The 20,857-nt window shown below is 62.6% G+C and carries 19 protein-coding genes; 14 read left to right on the top strand and 5 right to left on the bottom strand.

The genetic code is table 11. The annotated features are described in order from the left end of the window. Window positions 1–52 precede the first annotated feature (52 nt). The 3 genes from rsmD to CRO06_RS08405 are packed head-to-tail and all read right to left on the bottom strand — an operon-like array spanning window position 53 to window position 3,364. Window positions 53–628: a 16S rRNA (guanine(966)-N(2))-methyltransferase RsmD gene (gene rsmD / locus CRO06_RS08415; RefSeq protein WP_026948376.1), complete on the bottom strand. Its 576-nt coding sequence runs from the start codon at window positions 626–628 to the stop codon at window positions 53–55. After that, a complete protein-coding gene (locus CRO06_RS08410; protein WP_097058217.1) occupies window positions 603–2,015 on the bottom strand; it encodes a M16 family metallopeptidase in 1,413 nt (470 codons plus the stop codon). Before CRO06_RS08410 ends, rsmD begins: the two co-directional genes overlap by 26 nt. After that, on the bottom strand, window positions 2,015–3,364 hold the full coding sequence (locus CRO06_RS08405) for a M16 family metallopeptidase (RefSeq protein ID WP_097058216.1): 1,350 nt from the start codon (window positions 3,362–3,364) through the stop codon (window positions 2,015–2,017). Before CRO06_RS08405 ends, CRO06_RS08410 begins: the two co-directional genes overlap by 1 nt. A 258-nt stretch (window positions 3,365–3,622) precedes the next feature. On the opposite strand from CRO06_RS08405, the gene ftsY reads away from it, so the two are divergent. From ftsY to trmB, 8 genes are all read left to right on the top strand, one after another. Continuing rightward, window positions 3,623–4,828, top strand: coding sequence for a signal recognition particle-docking protein FtsY (gene ftsY / locus CRO06_RS08400; protein ID WP_097058215.1), 1,206 nt, complete (start codon window positions 3,623–3,625; stop codon window positions 4,826–4,828). 37 nt (window positions 4,829–4,865) lie between these two features. Further along, on the top strand, window positions 4,866–5,567 hold the full coding sequence (ftsE, locus tag CRO06_RS08395) for a cell division ATP-binding protein FtsE (protein ID WP_022997089.1): 702 nt from the start codon (window positions 4,866–4,868) through the stop codon (window positions 5,565–5,567). Beyond that, on the top strand, window positions 5,557–6,531 hold the full coding sequence (gene ftsX, locus CRO06_RS08390) for a permease-like cell division protein FtsX (RefSeq protein ID WP_026948372.1): 975 nt from the start codon (window positions 5,557–5,559) through the stop codon (window positions 6,529–6,531). Before ftsE ends, ftsX begins: the two co-directional genes overlap by 11 nt. A gap of 264 nt (window positions 6,532–6,795) precedes the next feature. Beyond that, window positions 6,796–7,659 carry an RNA polymerase sigma factor RpoH gene (gene rpoH / locus CRO06_RS08385; RefSeq protein WP_022997091.1) on the top strand — a complete coding sequence of 288 codons (864 nt, stop codon included), beginning with the start codon at window positions 6,796–6,798 and terminating at the stop codon, window positions 7,657–7,659. Between the two features lie 169 nt (window positions 7,660–7,828). Further along, window positions 7,829–8,200, top strand: coding sequence for a DUF423 domain-containing protein (locus CRO06_RS08380; protein WP_097058214.1), 372 nt, complete (start codon window positions 7,829–7,831; stop codon window positions 8,198–8,200). Continuing rightward, on the top strand, window positions 8,201–8,404 hold the full coding sequence (thiS, locus tag CRO06_RS08375; protein ID WP_097058213.1) for a sulfur carrier protein ThiS: 204 nt from the start codon (window positions 8,201–8,203) through the stop codon (window positions 8,402–8,404). Window positions 8,405–8,454: 50 nt separating this feature from the next. After that, entirely contained in the window at window positions 8,455–9,234 is a 780-nt protein-coding gene (locus CRO06_RS08370; RefSeq protein ID WP_097058212.1) for a thiazole synthase, read from the top strand. A 5-nt stretch (window positions 9,235–9,239) separates the two neighbouring features. Continuing rightward, window positions 9,240–9,956, top strand: a complete 717-nt coding sequence (gene trmB, locus CRO06_RS08365; protein WP_055098922.1) for a tRNA (guanosine(46)-N7)-methyltransferase TrmB — start codon at window positions 9,240–9,242, stop codon at window positions 9,954–9,956. A gap of 141 nt (window positions 9,957–10,097) precedes the next feature. Here the strand turns inward: trmB and CRO06_RS08360 are convergent, their stop codons facing one another. Next, window positions 10,098–10,700: a porin family protein gene (locus CRO06_RS08360; protein ID WP_179746527.1), complete on the bottom strand. Its 603-nt coding sequence runs from the start codon at window positions 10,698–10,700 to the stop codon at window positions 10,098–10,100. Between the two features lie 136 nt (window positions 10,701–10,836). Further along, complete coding sequence (locus CRO06_RS08355; protein ID WP_022995860.1) at window positions 10,837–12,159, bottom strand: MFS transporter; 1,323 nt, start codon at window positions 12,157–12,159, stop codon at window positions 10,837–10,839. Window positions 12,160–12,425: 266 nt separating this feature from the next. On the opposite strand from CRO06_RS08355, the gene metX reads away from it, so the two are divergent. From metX to CRO06_RS08325, 6 genes are all read left to right on the top strand, one after another. Then, complete coding sequence (metX, locus tag CRO06_RS08350; RefSeq protein WP_097058210.1) at window positions 12,426–13,583, top strand: homoserine O-succinyltransferase MetX; 1,158 nt, start codon at window positions 12,426–12,428, stop codon at window positions 13,581–13,583. Further along, complete coding sequence (gene metW / locus CRO06_RS08345) at window positions 13,573–14,202, top strand: methionine biosynthesis protein MetW (protein ID WP_425319671.1); 630 nt, start codon at window positions 13,573–13,575, stop codon at window positions 14,200–14,202. Before metX ends, metW begins: the two co-directional genes overlap by 11 nt. Before the next feature lie 26 nt (window positions 14,203–14,228). Beyond that, on the top strand, window positions 14,229–14,831 hold the full coding sequence (gene rdgB, locus CRO06_RS08340) for an RdgB/HAM1 family non-canonical purine NTP pyrophosphatase (RefSeq protein WP_022997249.1): 603 nt from the start codon (window positions 14,229–14,231) through the stop codon (window positions 14,829–14,831). Further along, entirely contained in the window at window positions 14,828–15,985 is a 1,158-nt protein-coding gene (gene hemW, locus CRO06_RS08335; RefSeq protein WP_097058209.1) for a radical SAM family heme chaperone HemW, read from the top strand. The genes rdgB and hemW overlap by 4 nt, the downstream gene beginning before the upstream one ends. 448 nt (window positions 15,986–16,433) lie before the next feature. Continuing rightward, window positions 16,434–17,588: an efflux RND transporter periplasmic adaptor subunit gene (locus CRO06_RS08330; protein WP_097058208.1), complete on the top strand. Its 1,155-nt coding sequence runs from the start codon at window positions 16,434–16,436 to the stop codon at window positions 17,586–17,588. An 8-nt stretch (window positions 17,589–17,596) separates the two neighbouring features. Next, a complete protein-coding gene (locus tag CRO06_RS08325; protein WP_097058207.1) occupies window positions 17,597–20,698 on the top strand; it encodes an efflux RND transporter permease subunit in 3,102 nt (1,033 codons plus the stop codon). Window positions 20,699–20,857 lie beyond the last annotated feature (159 nt).

The following is a 20,857-nucleotide window of genomic DNA, read 5'->3' as shown; positions in this document are numbered from 1 at the left end:
TCGCTTGCAGGCAAGCTCCCACAGCGGCCTTGTAGCGCCCTTATCCCAGTCATCATTCCCGCTGGAACAGCCGGGCCAGCACGTCGCCGCCGCTCTTTTCCTTCAGCAGCCGCCAATTCTCCGGCACTTCCGGCGCTCCGTCCTGGCGCCGGGATTCGACGTAGATCAACGCCTCCGGCATCAGCAGCTTGAGCGCCTCCAGGGCGCGGCAGGCGGGTTCCGCCAGCCCCAGATCATAGGGCGGGTCAACGAACACAAGATCAAAGCGCTCCGCCGTCCTCGGCAACCATTTCAAAGCGTCGGCGCACTGTATCACCACCCGCTCCCCGAACAAGGGGCGCAGTTGGCGGGACAGGTCGGAACAGCGCTCCTTTTTTTTCTCCACCAGGATGGCACGCTCGGCACCTCGGCTCAGCGCTTCCGCGCCCAGAGCTCCGGAGCCGGCGAACAGATCCAGCACCCGGGCCCCGGACAACTCCCATTGCAACCAGTTGAACAGGGTCTCGCGCAGGCGGTCCCCGGAGGGGCGCAGATCGCCCCCCTGGTCGACGAAGTGCAGACGGTGGCCGCGAAATTCGCCACCGATGATCCGCACCTGCCCTTTACTGGTCTTTCCCTTGGCTTTCATTACTTTCGACCGTTTGCATGGCGGGCAGGGCGGGCGCTTCCGGGCCGATACTGACAATCGCCAGATGATCCGGATCCACCGCCTTCCGCATTGCCGCCTGAATGTCCGCCACGGTCAGATCCCGCACCTGCTGGTTGAACCGTTGCAGATAGTCCAGAGGCAGATCGTAGAAGCCGATGGCGCCGAGCTGGCCGATGATATCGCTGTTGTCGGCGGTTTCCAGTGCCATGCCACCAAGAATGTTGTCCTTGGCCATGGCCAGCTCTTCCTCGCTGGGCCCTTCGGCGATGAAACGACGGATCTGATCCAGGGTCAGAGCGAGCGCATCGCTGGCATTATCGTTGGCGGTTTGTAGTTGTACTGTGAACGGACCGCCGGCGGCCATGGGTTTGAAGTGGCTGGAAATGCCATACACATAGCCGCGCTTTTCGCGCACCTCCTGGGTCAGCAGGGAAGCGAAGCCGCCGCCGCCGAGAATGTAATTGCCCACATACAAGGCGACATGGTCCGGATCACCACGCCAGGTGGCCTGGTTGCCGAGCAGAATATGGGTCTGGGTGGACGGAAAAGTCAGATGTTCCACTTTGCGGGCGGACAGCGTCCTGGCGCGGGGCAACGCCGGCGCCGCGCCGCCTTGTGGCAAAGCATCGCTGAGACGCTGGGCGATCCGCTCGGCCTGTGCCCGGCTGACATCGCCAACCAGGGCGATGACGGTATTGCCGGCGGTGTAATAGCGCTGGTGGTAATCCACCAGATCCTGACGCTGAATACGCGGCAGGCTCTCCAAGGTGCCACCCTCCGCATGCCCATAGGGATGATCGCCGAACAGCAGCTTCTGGTATGCTTTCTGAACCTGCGGGCCCGGCACCTGCCGCTCCATTTTCAGTCCCTGCAGCATCTGGGTGCGAATGCGCTCCAGAGCGTCCCGCGGGAAAGTGGGCTGGCCCGCCACCCGCGCCAGCAGGGTCAGAGCCGGGTCCCGCCATTGCGGCTCGGACAGGGTACGCAGGCTGATCACGGCCATGTCCTGGTAACTGCCAGAGGAAAACTGCGCGCCCTTGTCCTCGAACCCCCGGGCGATATCGTCCACGCTCAACCCCTGGGCCCCCTCGCCAATCAGCGCGCTGGTCATGGCCGCCAGCCCCGGCAGATCGCCGTCACGGGCGCCTCCGGCGTTCATTACCAGACGCACATCCAGCATGGGCAGCGCCTCGCTCTGGACGAACATCACCCGGGCGCCTCCGGAGGTATGCCAGGACTGGATATCCAGCTCCGGCGCCGCCGGCTCCGCCTGGCGCACCTGCCGCTCCGAGGCGGGGAAGCTGGCGCAGCCGGCCAACAACCACGCGCACATCACACTCCAAATCGCTACTTTCATCGCGCGCATTATTGTTCCTCCGGCTGTGCATTCTCTGGCTGCGCCTTCTCTGGCAACACAAAGGCGGTGGTGCGGCGCTCATCCACCAGCCACCGGCGGGCGGCGTCCCGCACATCCTCGGCGGTGACCTTGGCAAGGTTGGCCTCGAACTCGCCGGCCAGCCGCCAATCCAGACCCAGTGTGCTCAGCATGCCCAGTTCCATGGCCTGGCCCATCACCGAATCCCGCTGATACACCTGGCTGGCGGTGACACTGGCGCGCACCCGTTCCATTTCCCGCGCACTGGGCGGCGTTTCGGCCAGGGCACGGATCTGATCCAGCAAGGCCTGTTCCAACTGCTCCAGGGTTACCTCCGGATTGGGCGTGGCGGTGAAGGTGAAGGTCCCACTGCCCCGCTGCAAACCGCTGTAACCAGCGCCGGCGCCAGCGGCCAGACGCTGCCCCCGCACCAGTTCCGTTTCAATGCGGGCGCTGAGGCCGCCATCCAGAACCCCGGCCAGCATGGTCAGGGTATAGAACACTTTCTTGTCCTCGGCGGTGGTCAGCGACGGCACGTTATAGGTCATGTAAAGGGCCGGCACTTTTACCGGCAGACGCAGGGACAGGCGCCGCTCTCCGGCGGGCGGCTCGAGACTGAGTTTCGGCCTTGGCGGCGTCTCCCCGGCCGGCAGCTTGGCGAAAAAGCGTTGTACCAGTGGCCGTACCTGTTCCTCGGTGACGTCGCCGGCAATCACCAGGGTGGCGTTGGACGGCACGTAATAGCGCTGGAACCAGCTGCGCGCCTGCTCCGGTTGCAGCTGGGCCAGCAGGTCGCGCCAGCCGATGATCGGGTGGGCGTAACCGGTGCCGGGCCGCGCCACCGCCTGGAACTTCTCCCAGGCCAGAGCATTGGGGTTATCGTCGGTGCGCTGCCGGCGCTCCTCCATCACCACCTGCAGCTCACGATGGAACTCCTGGTCGTCGATCTCCAGATTCTTGAGGCGCTCCGCTTCCAGCTCCAGCGCCAGGGGCAGACGCGAGGACTCATACTGCTGGAAATAAGCGGTGTAATCGTAACTGGTGAAGGCGTTGTCGCTACCGCCAAAGCGGGCCACGATCCGTGAGTATTCTCCCGGTCCCAGATGTTTGGTGCCTTTGAACATCATGTGCTCGAGTAAATGGGCCAGCCCGGTTTCATGGGGGGCCTCGTCGATGCTGCCCGCCTTGAACCAGATCATCACGGTGATCACCGGCGCCCGGTGATCCTCGCGCACCAGCACGCGCAGACCGTTATCCAGACTGAATTCGTGGGTCGGCAAGTCCGCCCGGGCCAGGGATGACAACATCCCCAACACTAACGCTACCACCAGGATTCTCATCAAACGTCCTCTCATACTCTGATCGGAAATGCCGGACTCACACCACCAGCGCGCCGGCTCCCCCCTTATTCACCAACGGCCGGTTGGGCAGCGGCCGCCATACCGCGTTCACGGTGGCGTCGCATAGGCCATGAACAGGCTCCGCGACAGTGGTAGGATACCCGCTCGCCCGCCGACGCGGGCGACGCTTTTTCCGAATCCGCCACCAGGGCGGGTTCTTCCGGCCGCGGCCGGACAACCCGATGGATACGACTGATCATGAACGACGAAGTTTCCCGCGACGACGATAACCCTGCCGAGAAGGAACAAAAGAAAGGCGGTTTCTTCTCGCGCATGTTCCGCCGCGACCGCGAGGAAGCGGCTCCGGCCGGACCCGCCGCGGACGAGACAGAGTCCAGCGAACCGGCCTCCACCGCCCCTCCGGCGGAGCGGCGTGAAACCACACCGGAGCCCGCGGAAAGCGCGGAACCGGAGAAACCCGTGGCCGCGCCCGAGCCTCCAGCCACCGCGCCGGTAGCGAGCGAGGAAGAAGACAAGGCCGGTTTCTGGGCCCGCATGAAAGCGGGCATGAGCAAGACCAGCAAGAACCTGGGCAAGGGTCTGGCGGATCTGCTGGTGGGCGCCAAGGAGATCGACGACGAGATCTTCGAGGAGATCGAGACCCAGCTGCTGGTGGCGGACGTCGGCGTGGAAGCCACCGACGTGATCATCCAGGCGCTGACCGAGCGCGTCGGCCGCCAGGAGCTGGTGGATGCCGATGCCCTCTATGAAGCGCTGCAGGAAGAACTGCGCAAGCTGCTGGTGCCGGTGGATCAGCCTCTGGTCATCGACGGCGCGCACAAACCCCACGTGATCCTGATGGTGGGCGTGAACGGCGTCGGCAAGACCACCACCATTGGCAAGCTGGCCTGCCGCTTCAAGGCGGAGGGCCGCAATGTGATGCTGGCCGCCGGCGACACCTTCCGCGCCGCCGCCGTGGAGCAATTGCAGGTATGGGGCGAGCGCAACGATATTCCGGTGGTGGCGCAGCATACCGGCGCCGACTCCGCCAGTGTCATCTATGACGCGGTGCAGGCCGCCCAGTCCCGCCAGGCGGATGTACTGATCGCCGACACCGCCGGCCGCCTGCATACTCGCGGCAACCTGATGGAGGAGCTGTCCAAGGTCACCCGGGTGATGAAGAAGCTGTCCCCGGAAGCGCCCCACGAGGTGCTGCTGGTGCTGGACGCCGGTACCGGCCAGAACGCCATCAACCAGGCCCTGGAATTCCGTGAGACCGCCGGTGTCACCGGCCTGGTGCTGACCAAACTGGATGGCACCGCCAAAGGCGGTATCCTGTTCGCTCTGGCCAAACGCACCGGTCTGCCGATCCGCTTCATTGGTGTCGGTGAACGCCTGGAGGATCTGCGGCCCTTCAACGCCGAGGAATTCGTGCAGGCCCTGTTCGAGGACGTGACCTCCTGATCGAAGCTCCCCAGCACGCTCAACGAGACCAGCATCCATGATCAAATTCGACCGGGTCAGCAAGCGCTACGCCAGCGGCAAGGATGCCCTGCGCAGGGTGTCGTTCGAGTTGCCCGCCGGGCAGCTCACCTTTCTTACCGGCCATTCCGGCGCCGGCAAATCGACCCTGCTCAAGTTGATCATGATGATCGAGCGCCCGACTCAGGGGCAGATCTTCGTCGGCCGGCAAAACCTGAATGGCTTCGGCAACCGCCATATCCCTTTGCTGCGCCGCAAAATCGGCATGGTCCACCAGAACCACCAGTTGCTGTTCGATCGCAGTGTGTTCGACAACGTGGCCCTGCCATTGGTGATCGCCGGTTTCCCCAAGGCGGATATCGGCAAACGGGTGCGCGCCGCCCTCGACAAAGTGGGCCTGCTCAGCAAGGAGAAGCAGAATCCGATCATGCTCTCCGGCGGCGAACAGCAGCGGGTGGGCATCGCCCGGGCGGTGGTCAACAAGCCACCTCTGCTACTGGCCGACGAGCCCACCGGCAACCTGGACCCGGCCCTGTCCGCGGAAATCATGGACCTGTTCCACGACTTCGCCCGGGTTGGCGTGGCGGTATTGATCGCCACCCATGACCTGTCGCTGATCGCCCGCTACCGCCACCGCCTGCTGACTCTGCGCGAAGGCAATCTGATCCACGATGGCGTCGAGAGCGCCACCCCGGCCGCGGGAGACTGGTATGGCGCGTAACCCGAAACGCCCCGCCGGCGCCCGCAGCGCCCGCACCTCCCTGGGCGATCATTTCACCGCCTGGCGGCACCATCACCGGGACTCGCTGGCGGACGCGCTGGGGCGCATGCGCGGTACTCCCGGCAGTACTCTGCTCACCATCCTGGTGATCGCCATCGCCCTGGCCCTGCCCACCGGCCTGTCGGTGCTGCTGGACAACGCCCGGGTCATCACCCAGGGCTGGGATGGCCGCGCCCATCTGTCCGTCTTTCTGAAGATGGATGTCAACGAGGAGCGGCAACGGGCTCTGGCCAAGGATTGGGCAGCCCTGGACGGCGTGGCGGACACCGAAGTCATCACCCGCCAGCAGGCGCTGGATGAATTCCGTGAACAATCCGGTTTCGGTGACGTGCTCGAAGCCCTGCCGGACAACCCGCTGCCGCCGCTGATCGTGGTGTTCCCGTCCAACAATGAGCCGGCGGCGCTGGAGGCCCTGCAGCAACGCCTGTCGAAGCTGCCGGAAGTGGATCTGGCACAGTTGGATGTGGCCTGGGTGCGGCGCCTGCATGCCATTATCGAGCTGGGGCAGCGCCTGATCGGCGTGCTGACCCTGGCCCTGGCCGCCGCCGTGGTGCTGGTGGTGGTGAATACGGTACGGCTGGCCATCGAGAGCCGCCGCGAAGAGATCGTGGTGATCAAGATCGTCGGCGGCACCGACGGCTTTGTCCGCCGTCCCTTCCTTTATAGCGGCTTCTGTTGCGGTTTCGCCGGCGGGCTGGGGGCGCTGATCCTGGTCGGCACCGCCCTGTGGTGGCTGGGCGGCCCGGTCAATCAGTTGCTGGATCTGTACAAAAGTGAGCATTCGCTCACAGGGATGTCCCCGGCAACCGCTCTGATCCTGCCGCTGTTCAGCGGCGCCCTGGGCCTGCTCGGCGCCTGGTTGGCGGTGAGCAGGCACCTGGGCGAGATCGAGCCGCAGTTCTAGGCGCCGGACAGCCGGCTATCCAAAGACCGGACTACGAGGCCGCTGTGGGAGCTTCGTAGCCATATCCGAGTTCGCGATCCTGCTTTTTTACTTCCCGTTACATCCATTCGTCATCCAACCATGGAATCATTGATCCAGATCGGGGTCCGATGGGGAGAGCGGGGTCATTATTGATTCCGACGATAGCGGGGAACCAAAACCCTTATTAGCACTCAAAGGGACCGAGTGCTAATATCTTTCCCATCCAAAAGGGAGAAGGGATACATGAACACACAACTGCAACGTGCACAGGCCATGCCGCTGGCGGTACCGGGTAATGACCTGGACGCCTATATCCGCGCGGTCAACGCCGTGCCGGTGCTCAGTGCCGAGGAAGAGCGGGTACTGGCGGAGCGGTTGTACTTTCAGGAAGACCTGGATGCCGCCCGCAATCTGGTACTGGCCCATCTGCGCTTTGTCGTGCATATCGCACGCAGCTACACCGGCTACGGTCTGCCGCTGGGCGATCTGATCCAGGAAGGCAACGTGGGTCTGATGAAGGCGGTGAAACGCTTTGATCCGGCCAAGGGTGTGCGCCTGGTCAGCTTCGCGGTGCATTGGATCAAAGCGGAGATTCACGAATACGTGATCCGTAACTGGCGTATCGTCAAAGTGGCCACCACCAAGGCCCAGCGGAAACTTTTCTTCAATCTGCGTGGTCAGAAGAAACGTCTGGGCCGGTTGACGCCGGAAGAAGCCGCCCGGGTAGCCGATGATCTGGGGGTAACCCCGGAACAGGTGAAGGAAATGGAAGGTCGGCTGGGCGCCTATGACGCCAGCTTCGACGGCCCCATCAACGACGATGAGGACAACACCATTCCGTCACCGGCCGCGTACCTGCACAGCGACAACAGCGACCCCGCTGAACTGCTTGCCGAGCAGGACGATCAGGACCGTAACTCCCGCAAGCTGGGCTCCGCCCTGCTGGCGCTGGATGATCGCAGCCGCGACATTCTCGAACGCCGCTGGCTGGCGGACAGCAAGTCCACCCTGCAAGAGCTGGCTGATGAGTACGGCGTGTCCGCCGAGCGGATCCGCCAGTTGGAGAACAACGCGATCAAAAAGCTGCGTAACGCCATAGCTGCCTGATCGTTGCACGAACCCGTAATGCGCTGATTTTGTTTTTGTTACTTTTGCTTTGTTTGCTTTTTCTGCCTTTTGCACGCCACCTCCGGGTGGCGTTTGCGTTATAATCCCGGCGTTTTTCCGCTACCCGGCGACACTCTCCCGATCACCCACGCATGAGGGATGACTCTCAATGAATGCGTTACTCACTCTCGGCGCGCTCAACGGTGCCCTCGCGGTGATGCTGGGCGCGTTCGGCGCCCACGGTCTCAAGGCACGGGTCAGTCCCGCCGATCTGGCCATCTGGGAGACCGCCAGCCAATACCACTTCTATCATGCCCTGGCCCTGTTGCTGGCTGGCCTGCTGGCCCGTCAATTCTCCGCCGGCGCCGCCATCACCGCCGGTTGGGTGATGTTTGCCGGCATGGTGGTGTTCAGTGGTAGCCTGTATGTACTGGTACTCAGCGGCCAACGCTGGCTCGGCGCGATCACACCCCTTGGCGGTGTCGCCCTGATCGTGGGCTGGCTGATGCTGGCCTGGGCTTTGTTCCGTTCCGTGGATTGAATGATGACCACCCTGACCGTTAACGGCGAACCCTTTTCCCTTTCCGGCCGTACCGTGGCCGACCTGGTTCAGGCCCTGAACCTGAGCGGACGACGGCTGGCGGTGGAAGTGAACCGGGATATCGTCCCCAAAAGCGCCCACGCCGATCATCTGCTGAGCGACGGGGATGTCGTGGAAATCGTGCACGCCATAGGGGGTGGGTGAGCCTCCGGCTCCCCCTTCTCCTTAACCCACCCATCTCAACCGAGGCCATCATGTCCGACCTACTCGATATCGCAGGAAAAACCTATTCCTCCCGGCTGCTGATCGGCACCGGCAAGTACAAGGATTTCGAGGAGACCCGATCGGCCATCGAGGAGAGCGGCGCGCAAATCGTCACCGTGGCGATTCGCCGTACCAATATCGGGCAGAACGCCGACGAACCCAACCTGCTGGACTTCGTCAGCCCGGACAAGTACACCATCCTTCCCAACACCGCCGGCTGCTTCAATGCCGACGACGCGGTGCGCACCTGCAAGCTGGCACGGGAACTGCTGGACGGTCATGACCTGGTGAAACTGGAAGTGCTGGGCGACCAGAAGACCTTGTATCCGAATATCACCCACACCCTGAAAGCCGCCCAAACCCTGGTGGACGACGGCTTCAAGGTGATGGTGTACACCAACGACGACCCGATCGTGGCCAAGGAACTGGAATCCATGGGCTGCGTGGCGGTGATGCCGCTGGGCTCGCTGATCGGCTCCGGCCTTGGCATCCTCAACCCGCACAATATCCACCTGATCCTGGAAGAGGCGGAAGTGCCGATCATCGTCGATGCCGGGGTGGGCACCGCTTCCGACGCCGCCATCGCCATGGAGCTGGGTTGTGACGGTGTGCTACTGAACTCCGCCGTGGCCCATGCGAACAAGCCGGTTCTGATGGCCTCCGCCATGCGCAAGGCCATCGAAGCCGGCCGCGAATCCTTCCTGGCCGGCCGCATGCCACGCAAGGCCTATGCCGCCGCGTCCTCGCCGCTGGATGGCGTGAGCCGGTAATCGCCATGCTCGATTTCATCAACCAGGACAAAGACCCGGTCACCGGCAAGGTGATGCGCAAGGTGCGCAGCTTCGTTCTACGTGAAGGCCGCCTTACCGTTGGCCAGCGTCACGCCCTGGAAACACTGTGGCCGCGTTATGGTCTGGAACGTGCCGGCGGCCAGCTGGAACCGGAAGCGGTGTTTGGCCGCGACGCCCCCCGGGTACTGGAGATCGGCTACGGCATGGGCCATTCCCTCGCCACCATGGCGGCGGCCGCCCCGGAGCAGGATTTTATTGGCGTGGAAGTGCACCGGCCCGGTGTCGGCGCGCTGCTGATGGAGATCGAGGAACAGCGTCTGAGCAACCTGCGCAGCTACTGCGATGACGCGGTGGACATCCTCACACTGTGCATCCCCGATCACAGCCTGTCACGGGTGCAGCTCTATTTCCCCGATCCGTGGCACAAGAAGAAGCATCACAAGCGCCGCATTGTCCAACCGGAGTGGGTGGCGCTGGTGCGCGGCAAATTAAAGGAAGGCGGCACGCTGCACATGGCCACCGACTGGGAAGACTACGCGCAACACATGATGGCGGTAATGAACCAGGCACCGGGCTTCCGCAATCTCGCCGGCACCGGCCAGTTTTCCGAACGCCCCGCCTGGCGGCCGGAAACCAAGTTCGAACGCCGCGGCGAGCGGCTTGGGCATGGCGTCTGGGATCTGTTGTTCGAGGCGGTATAACCAGCGAACCGTGGCTCGGTCCTTAAGGCCACCGTGGGAGCTTGCCTGCAAGCGAATGGGCTCTCGGAAAAAGATTCGCTTGCAGCGGCCCGCCGCCCGGACCAAGCTCCCACAGCGGCTTCGTAGTCCGGTCAGTAATGCCTAGAACCGGTATTGAGCGCCGATCCCCACGCTGTCATATTCCAGATCATCCACGCCGTTGGCGTCGATCTCGAACTTGTAGCGATTATAGGCCGCGGTCAGCGCGAGCTGGTCGGTTACCAGATACTGCAGCCGCAAGCCGTAGAAGAAATCACGGGCATCGTCATCGTCCTTAAAGCCGTTGTAGCCATCGCTGACTTTCAGGGTGACGTCCACACTCTGTATGCCGAGCGTCCCCCCCAGTGACAACCGTTCCGTCACCGGCATCAGACCATCCAGAGCCACATAGACCCCGTCCGCTTCCACCTCCATCTTGCCGCCGTAAATCCGGGTTTCGGAATCACCAAACAGGCGATGCCCGAAACGGACCTGAAAATACTGATTGAAGGCGACCCCCACATAAAGGTCCGTCCCCCATTCCGCATCAGGCGCACTGGCACGGATGAGCGGATCAATACTTTCCACCACCTCATCCAGATTACTCTCGTCACGCATCAGCGAGCCGCCGACCAGCAGGCGCGGGTCCTCGGCATGGGCGAGAGGGGACAGCGTCGCCGCGATAGCGGCCAGAGCAACGGGTATTTGGACAATTGATTTTTTCACGGTTTCCCTCCGTTGGTTATTGTGATCCGGCCTCCCCCAAATCGAGGCCGAAGCGCAAATCCTAGCACAGGTCACCGTGACGCCAAGGCCGAAAAAACAGCGCCCTATCCACACTCAGTCAACCCACGACAGCGCTCTACTCCACCTCCGGTAACTTCCACGACCACAGCGTCCCCAGCACGCCCATCGCACCGAGGCTGATCAACGCCCACTCAGTGCCCAGCAGCGACACCACCGCGCTGATACCACCGGCCACCAGCAGCAGCACACCGATCACGGTATTGCTCACCGCGGTGTAGTCGGTGCGCTTGGTGCCACCGGCCATGTCCACCAGATAGGTCTTGCGGCCGATACGCACACCGGCATGGGCAATAGCCAGCACGAAGAAGGCAAAAGGATAAAACCAGGCGGCGGCGCCTTCGCCGGCCAGGGCCAACACCGCCACCAGCAGGCAGGTGGCCGAGGCCAGACCGCCACCGCGAATCATCACTTTGCGGCTGGAGGCGTCGGCCATGAACCCCCAGACACTGGCGGAGACGGTACTGGCCAGACTCGACGCTACCAGAAACCCACCCAGCAACGCGGCGCCGGAATTCTGTTTCTGCGCCAGCACCACCAGAAACGGCGAACCCAGAGCGGACGCCATCAGCAGAGCCCGGGCGATCACGAAGTTACGGAAAGGCGCATCGCTGATCAGCAACCCAAGGCTGCGCCAGGCATCCCTCAGGGCGTGTCCGCCACCCGCGGTTTCGCCGGCGAATTCATCCACCGAGGCGAATACTCCCGCCGCCAGCAGCCACGCCAGGGCCGCCCCCACCAGCAACACCGAATAGAACACCATGCCCGGATCCTGGCCACCGCGGAACAGCACCACGCCAACCCCGAGGGTCACCAGACCGGACAGGGTCGCGGCAAGGCCGGTAAGACGGCCGCGCCGGGCCTTGGGAATGCATTTGCCCTGCACATCCTTCATCGCCACCGAGCAGAAGCCCCGCCCGAGACTGAACACCACCAGCAAACCGACGATGGCCAGACCGGCGGCCAACCCCTGCCACTGCCACACCGACAACGCCATGCCCAGAACACAGATCCCCTGGATCACCGAACCCAGCACCCAGAACCCCTTGCGCACCGGATGCCGGCGCATCCAGGCGCCGATCAGCAACTGCGGAATCAGCGATCCGGATTCGCGGATCGGCACCAAGGCGGCGGTGAGAAACCCCGGCGCCCCCACCGCGCCGATCAGCCAGGCGAGGATGGTTTTCGGATTGATCAGCAGATCTCCGACCTTGGAAAGCAGATTGGCGACAATGATCTTGAAGAAGTTGCCTGGCACCTCGCGGCAGGCTTCTTCACTGATATCGGTACAGGTACGCGCATCCTCGTCGTTGGCGACCAGGGCATAAAGGCGGTCCACCGTTGCCCGCGTCCCCGCGCCATGAACGTTCCCGTTGCTCATCATGTCCCCTTTTCACCCAAGCGAATGTCCCAACACCGGAAGCCGTATTCGCCAGCAAGCTGGCTCCCACAGATTACACTACGAAGCCGCCGTGGGAGCTTGCCTGCAAGCGAATTTTTTGGGGCTCGGAGCCCGATTCGCTTGCAGGCAAGCTCCCACAGCGGCGTGGTAACCCGGAGTCCATGGACCACGATACCGGGGTGGCCGCATTGCATGCCTTGGGGGGGGTCGATAGACTTTGCCTCACCTTTGGATGATGACCCGAAATGCCCGAATCAATCCCCCAGGACTCCGTGGGCCTGGTACAGCCCCATACCCTCCATGTGGACCAGCCGCTGGAGTTGGAATGTGGGCGTCAGTTGCCATCCTACGATCTTGTCTACGAGACCTACGGCAACCTCAATGCCAGCGCCAGTAACGCGGTGTTGATTTGCCATGCCCTGTCCGGCCATCACCACGCCGCGGGCTATCACAGCATGGACGAGAAACGTCCGGGCTGGTGGGACAGCTGCATCGGCCCGGGCAAGCCCATCGACACCAACCGTTTCTTCGTCGTGTGCCTGAACAATCTGGGTGGCTGCCACGGTTCCAGCGGCCCCACCTCCACCAATCCGGAGACCGGCCAGCTCTGGGGCCCGGATTTTCCCATGATGACGGTGAAGGACTGGGTCAAGAGCCAGGCGCGGCTGGCGGATGCACTGGGCATTGAGCAATGGGCGGCGGTGGTTGGCGGCAGCCTCGGCGGCATGCAGGCCCTGCAATGGGCGATTGATTTCCCGGAGCGCCTGCGCCATTCCGTGGTCATTGCCGCGGCGCCCAAACTGTCGGCGCAGAATATCGCCTTCAACGAGGTGGCCCGGCAGTCCATTCTCACCGATCCGAACTTCCATGGCGGCCGCTATTATCTGCACGATACCTATCCCCGTCAGGGCCTGATCCTGGCGCGCATGGTCGGGCACATCACTTATCTCAGCGACGACGCCATGCGCATGAAATTCGGTCGCGACTTGCGCTCCGGCCGCTTCCATTTCGGTTTCGATGTGGAATTCCAGGTGGAGTCGTATCTGCGTCACCAGGGCGAAACCTTCTCCCGCAATTTCGACGCCAATACCTACCTGCTGATGACCAAGGCGCTGGATTACTTCGATCCCGCCCGCGAGCAGGGCGGGACCCTGGAACAAGCGTTGGAGCGTACCCGTTGCGGCTTCCTGGTGATGTCCTTCAATTCCGACTGGCGCTTCTCGCCGGAGCGCAGCCGCGAGATCGTCAACGCTCTGACCCATGTGGGCCGGGACGTGAGCTACGCCGAGGTCGATACGCCCAAGGGGCACGATGCGTTCCTGCTGCCGATCCCGGAGTATGTGAAACTGTTCGGCGCCTACCTGCGCCGGGTGGCCGATGAGGTGGATGCCGATGGCCAATGATGTACGGCGGATCCGCGAGTGGATGCCGGAGCGTAACGACCTGAGCCTGATCAGCGACTGGATTCCGCGCAATGCCACGGTGCTGGACCTGGGTTGCGGTGACGGCGCGCTGCTGGCGTACCTGAAAGCAAACAAAGGGGTGCGCGGTTACGGCCTGGAGATCGACCAGGACAACCTGGCCGCCTGTTTCGAGAACGGCGTCAACGTGATCGAGCAGGATCTGGACAATGGCCTGGACAACTTCCAGAACGACCGCTTCGATTACGTGGTGATGACCCAGGCCCTGCAGGCGGTGTTACGCCCGGACCGCATCCTCGCGGAAATGTTGCGGGTAGGTCGCGAGGCGATCATCACCTTTCCCAACTTCGGCCACTGGCGGGTGCGCAGTTATCTCGCCTTCAAGGGCCGCATGCCGGTGTCTTCCGCGCTGCCTTATGAGTGGTACGATACCCCCAACATTCATCTGTGCACGGTGAATGACTTCGAGACGCACTGTCGCAAAAACGACATCCGCATCATTCAGCGGGAAGTGGTCAACCGCGATCACCGCAGCAGCACCCTGCCCCGGCTGCTGCCAAATCTGTTCGGCGAGATCGCCATCTATCGGGTGACCCGGTAACCGCCCCCCCTATTCAAGGAGAGACCATGGCAACCCTGGTTCTGGCTTCCGGCAATCGCAAGAAGCTGGAGGAAATGAACGCCATTCTGGCGCCGCTGGACATGACCATCGTGCCGCAGAGCGATTTCGATGTGCCGGAAGCGGAAGAGACTGGTCTGACCTTCGTCGAGAACGCCATTCTCAAGGCCCGCAATGCCGCCCGGCACACCGGCCTGCCGGCCATTGCCGACGACTCCGGCCTGGAAGTGGACGCCCTCAACGGCGCCCCCGGTATTTATTCCGCCCGCTTCTCCGGTGTCGGTGCCAGCGACGCGAAAAACAACGCCTTGCTGGTGGAGATGCTCGGCGACCTGCCCGACGCTCCCCGCACCGCCCGTTATCAGGCGCTGCTGGTACTGATGCGCCACGCCGAGGATCCGACGCCGCTGGTCTGCCAGGGCAGTTGGGAAGGGGAAATCGTTCTTGAACCACGCGGCGAGTTCGGTTTTGGCTACGATCCGCACTTTCAGATCAGTGGTGACGGCCGCACCGCCGCCGAGATGCCGCCGGAAGAGAAAAACCGCGTCAGCCATCGCGCTCGCGCTCTGCAGCAGCTGATCGCGCAACTGCGGGAGCATCCACTGCCGTGACCCCGGAGCGGCCGCCCCTGGCGTTATACGTGCACGTACCCTGGTGCGTGCGCAAATGTCCGTATTGCGATTTCAATTCCCATCAGCGCGACACACTCCCTGAAACCCAATACCTCGACGCCCTGCTGGCGGATCTCGACGCGGACCGGCGCTGGCTGGAAGGTGAGTTGGACCGGCCCGTTGTTTCGATCTTTATCGGCGGCGGCACACCGAGCCTGATGAGCGCCGATTTTTACCGGCGCCTGCTGGATGGCCTACGCCAGCGCCTGCCAATGGCCAACGACGTGGAAATCACCCTGGAGGCCAACCCCGGCACCGTGGAAGCGGGCCGCTTCGAAGGCTTCCGCGAGGCCGGCATCAACCGCCTGTCCATCGGCGTACAGAGCTTCGATCCCGGCCAGCTCGCGGCTCTTGGGCGTATTCACGGCCCCGAGGAAGCCCGCCGTGCCGTGGCCCTGGCCCGCGCCGCCGGTTTCGATAATTTCAATCTGGATCTGATGCACGCGCTGCCCGGACAAACGCCGGCCCAGGCGCTGGCGGATCTGCAAGCGGCCATCGAGTTGTCACCCGCTCACCTGAGCTGGTATGAACTCACCATTGAACCGAATACCGCCTTCTACCGCGCCCCTCCGACCCAGCCGGACGAGGACACCATGGCCGACATCGAGGAACAGGGGTTTGCCCTGTTGCGGCGCCATGGCTATGAGCGTTATGAAGTTTCCGCCTTTGCCCGGCCGGATCGCCGCTGCCGTCATAATCTCAACTACTGGCGCTTCGGCGACTATCTGGCGATCGGCGCCGGCGCCCACGGCAAACTGACACGCCGTGACGGACAACGTTTACGCTATCAAAAAACCCGGCAACCGGAAGCCTATCTTCGGACACCGGAACAGACACGCCGTAGTATCACCGCCATAGAAGATCCTCTGTTCGAAGCATTGATGAACGCGTTGCGTCTGACCAACGGCGTTCCCTCATGCACATTGAGCCAAAACAGCGGCGTGGATCAGGAACGCATCGCGGCCCTGCTGGCGCCCTTGCGTGAACGCGACCTGCTGCAACCGGATCCGGATCAAATCGTTTGCACCGCTTTGGGATTACGCCACCTCAACACCGTGTTGGCGCTTATTGGGGAATCCCTCTCTGCCTCTTGATGCCTGCCTGATTTCTGGGCACACTCGGGCATTCTGGACGCCGTGGCCGCCGGGTTTGCCCTCATTATTCCGATCCGCTTTGTCGATTTGCCCTTGCCCCGAGCGACCCAGCCAGGAAAGAAAAAATCAAAACCACAGGGACGCAGCTTTATCCGTTTCCGGTTTCGCCGGTTCGCCAAATGATTCATAGCCATCGGCAGGTATCAGGGCCGCTGTAGGAGCTTGTATGCTGCCTTGCAAGCTCCAGCGCGCCATTCGCCAGCAAGCCGGCTTCCACGGATCATGCTACGAAGCCGCTGTGGGAAGCTTGCTTGCAAGCGAATGACCAACGGCCCAGGCGCATTCGCGCCAAGGCCGCTTCCCACAGCGGCTTCGTAGTCCGGTCCGTGGAAAGCTGGCAGGCAACGAAAATATCTAAACAAGCAGGTTGCACATCGGGGTTTGGATCATGACAAAACGCATGGTGATTATGCTGGTCTGCGTTGGCGTATTGTTCGGCGCCATCTTTGGCTGGAAGGCGTTCATCAACCATATGATGACGGGCTTCTTCGACAATATGCCCATGCCGGTGGCGAACGTCTCCACCGCCGAGGCGACCCGGGACGAATGGGCGCTGTCACTGGAAGCGGTGGGCACCGTGGAAGCGGTCAACGGCGTCGACGTCACCAGCCAGGTCGGCGGCGAAGTGGCGGCCATCGAGTTCACCTCCGGCGACCAGGTGAAAAAAGGCGACCTGCTGGTGCGGCTGGAATCCCGCGCCGACCAGGCTCAGTTGAAGGCGTTGCAAGCCACCGCTCAGTTGGCCGCCCAGGAATACGATCGTTATCAGCGGCTATTCAAGCAAGGCTCGATCTCGCAATCCGAGCTGGACAACCGGCGCGCCCAGCGGGATCAATCCATGGCCCAGGCGGACGCGCAGCGGCAGCAGCTCAGCTACAAGACCATTCGCGCGCCCTTCGACGGGGTCCTTGGGATCCGCCGCGTGGATATCGGCCAGTACCTGCAACCCGGCACCCCGGTGGTCAGCCTGGCGCAACTGGATCCGATCTTCGTCAACTTCGCCCTGCCCGAACAAACGCTGAGCAAAATCGAAACCGGCCTGACCGTCCGCGCTTCTCTGGACGCCTACCCTGATCAGACGTTCGAGGGCACCATCACCGCCATCGAACCGGGCGTCAACGAGACCACCCGCAACGTCACCATTCAGGCATCCTTCGAGAACGCGGATCAGCGTATGCGTCCGGGCATGTTCGCCAACGTAACGATCCAGTTGCCGCAATCCGAACCGGTGGTGGTGATCCCTCGTACGGCGGTGGCCTACGCCCCTTACGGAAACGCGGTGTTCGTGATCCAGGACGCGCCGGCGAAAGAAGGCGAACAGGCCGAACAGCAAAGCGGGGACGGCGCCGGCAAGATAGTGCGCAAGCGGTTCGTGAAACTGGGCCGCCAGCGCGGCGACCTGGTGGTGGTGGAATCCGGTCTGGAACCCGGAGAAATCGTTGCCACCAGTGGCTTGCTCAAGTTGCGCAATGATGCACCGGTGGCCATTGAGAATGACGTACAGCCTTCCGCGGAAGCCACGCCCGAGCCGGCGAACAGCTGAGGTCGCTCATGAAATTCACGGATATCTTCATCAATAAACCGGTTCTGGCCTCGGTGGTCAGCCTGTTTATTTTCCTGCTCGGGTTACGCGCCGCCACGGAACTGAACGTGCGCCAGTATCCCGAGCTGGAAAACGCGGTGATCACCGTCACCACGATCTATACCGGTGCCGACGCGGATCTGATTCAGGGCTTTATCACCACGCCGCTGGAACAGGAAATCGCTTCGGCGAACGGCATCGACTATCTGGTTTCCACCTCCCTGCAGGGGGCGTCCTCAATCCAGGCTTATGTACGGCTGGGCCAGGATCCCAACGAAACTCTGACGCAGATCGTCGCCAAGGTGAACAAGATGCGCAGCGAACTGCCGGAGGAGTCCGAGGACCCCACGGTGGAGCTGGCCATCGGCGATGATATCGCCGCCATGTACCTGTCGTTTTCCTCCGAGGTGCTGGACAACAATCAGATCACCGACTATCTGGTGCGCGTGGTGCAGCCGAAACTGGCCACCATCAACGGCGTGCAACGGGCACGAATTCTCGGTGACCGCACCTTCGCCATGCGCGCCTGGTTGAAACCGGAGCGCATGGCGGCGCTGGGCATTACCCCTTCCGACGTTTACGCCGCGCTGGAGCAAAACAATGTTCTCGCCGCGGTGGGCAGCACCAAGGGCACCAATGTGGCTCTGGATCTCAAGGCGGAAACCGACCTCAACGACGTCGCCGGCTTCCGCCGTCTGGTAATCCGCGCCCAGGACAATGCCATCGTGCGTCTCGAGGACGTGGCCGACGTGGAACTGGGTTCGGAGTCCTATGCCGCCTCGGTGACCTTCAACGGCCAGAAGGCCACGTTCATGGGCATTGAAGTGGCGCCGGACGCCAACTCCCTGGACGTGATCGCCGAGGTAAGGAAGGTTCTGGAAGACGAGATCTTCCCGCAAATGCCGGAGGGCCTGGAAGGCAATATTCCTTACGACGGCACCGAGTATATCCAGGACTCCATCGATGAGGTGGTGAAGACCCTGGTGGAAGCGGTGATCATCGTTATCCTGGTGATCTACCTGTTCCTCGGTTCTCTGCGGTCGGTACTGATCCCGGCCATCGCCGTGCCGCTCTCCATGGTCGGCGCGCTGTTCCTGATGCTGCTGATGGGCTTCTCCATCAACCTGCTGACCCTGCTGGCCATGGTGCTGGCCATCGGCATCGTGGTGGACGACGCCATTATTGTTCTGGAAAACGTGCATCGCCATGTAGAGGAAGGGCTCTCGCCCAAGGACGCGGCACTTAAAGGCGCGCGCGAGCTGGCCTGGCCGGTGGTGGCGATGACCACCACACTGGTGGCGGTGTACCTGCCAATTGGTTTCATGGGCGGGCTCACCGGCACCTTGTTCGTGGAATTCGCCTTCTCCCTGGCCGGCGCCGTGCTGCTCTCCGGCGTGGTGGCACTGACCCTGTCGCCGATGATGTGCGCCAAAATTCTCAAGGCCCACGACCCGGAGCATCGCGGCAATCGCTTCGAGGCCTGGCTGAATCGCCAGTTCGAGAAACTGGCCGGCAGCTATGAGCGGCGACTGCACGGCGCTTTGAACGACGTGCCCACGGTGCTGGTGTTCGGTCTGATCATTCTGGTGTCCTGTTACTTCCTGTTCGTCACCTCGCCGAGCGAACTGGAACCCAAGGAAGACCAGGGCTTTGTGCTGGTGTCCGCTACCGCCGACCCCTACGTGACGCTGGACTATCTGGAGCCGTTCACCCGGGAGCTGGAACAGATTGCCGCCGACACCCCGGCGGTGGAAAACATTTTCCTGCTCAATGGTCTCGGCGGCGGCGCCGGCACCGCCGCCTCCAACACCGCCCTGGCGGGTTTCGTACTGGACAGCTGGAATGAGCGGGACGTCACCACCAATGAATTCCAGGAACAGTTGTCCGGGCAGGTGAACAGCATCGCCGGTCTGCAATCAGCGGTGTTTGTCCCGCCGTCCCTGCCCAGCGGCGGCGGCATGTTGCCGGTGGAATTCGTCATCGGCACCACCGAACCGACCGAGAATCTGCAGGAACTGGCCAACCAGATCCTGGGCAAAGCCCAGGAGAGCCGCAAGTTCATCTTCCTGGACACGGACCTGAAGATCGACAAACCGCGCTACAACATTCTGATCGACCGGGAGAAAGCCGCGTCGCTGGGCATCACCATGCGCCAGTTGGCGCAGGAACTGGGCGCCATGCTGTCCGGCGCCTACGCCAACCGCTTTTCCCTGGAAAACCGGTCCTACAAAGTGATTCCCCAGGTTCAGCGCGGCGACCGGCTGACGCCAGAGCAGTTGCAGCAGTACTACATTCGCACCGGCTCCGGCGATCTGATTCCACTGGCCACTCTGGTGCGCCTGGAAGAAACCGTGCAGCCGCAACAGTTGAAACGCTTCCAACAGCTGAACTCGGTGACCATTTCCGGCGTACAACGCCCCGGGGTGACACTGGGCGAAGCGCTCGGCATCCTGGAAAGCGCGGCACAGGAAGTGCTTCCCCCCGGCTACAGCGTGGATTATTCCGGCCAGTCGCGGCAGTTCAAGAAGGAAGGCAGCGATTTGATGATCACCTTCTTCTTCGCCCTGATCGTGATCTATCTGGTTCTGGCGGCCCAGTTCGAATCCTTCCGTGATCCGATCATTATGCTGATCACGGTGCCCATGTCCGTGTGCGGCGCCATGATCTTCGTCAGCCTCGGTCTGGCCACGCTCAACATCTACACGCAGGTGGGGCTGGTGACTCTGATCGGGGTGATATCGAAACACGGGATTCTGATCGTGGAGTTCGCCAACAAGATGCAGGAAGAGGGCATGGGCAAGCGGGAGGCCATCGAACACGCCGCCGCCGTGCGCCTGCGTCCGGTGCTGATGACCACCGCCGCTTTGGTCTTGGCGATGATTCCGTTGCTGATCGCCGCGGGCCCCGGCGGTGGCGCCCGCTTCGCCATCGGTCTGGTGGTGGCCGCCGGCATGACCATCGGCACCCTGTTCACCCTGTTCGTGGTACCGGCCATGTACATGCTGCTGGGCCGCAACGAAGGGCACGGTGACGAAGGGACGGAGGCACTGCCGGAACCGGCGGAGAGTTGATGAGGAGTTGAGGAAAGCGGTTCGCCAGCAGGGCTGGCTCCTACAATTGTGCTACGAAGCCACCGTGGGAGATTCTATGTTGGAGATCAAGCGATTTGGGTCTCCGATTGGTAGGTGGTTTTGTGCTTCATCAGGGCGAAGGCGATGCGAGCGAGTTTG

Source organism: Alloalcanivorax xenomutans (assembly GCF_900217905.1).
Classification (GTDB): domain Bacteria; phylum Pseudomonadota; class Gammaproteobacteria; order Pseudomonadales; family Alcanivoracaceae; genus Alloalcanivorax; species Alloalcanivorax xenomutans.
The sequence above is the reverse complement of the archived record's forward strand: the minus strand, read 5'-3'. Positions and strand labels throughout refer to the sequence as shown.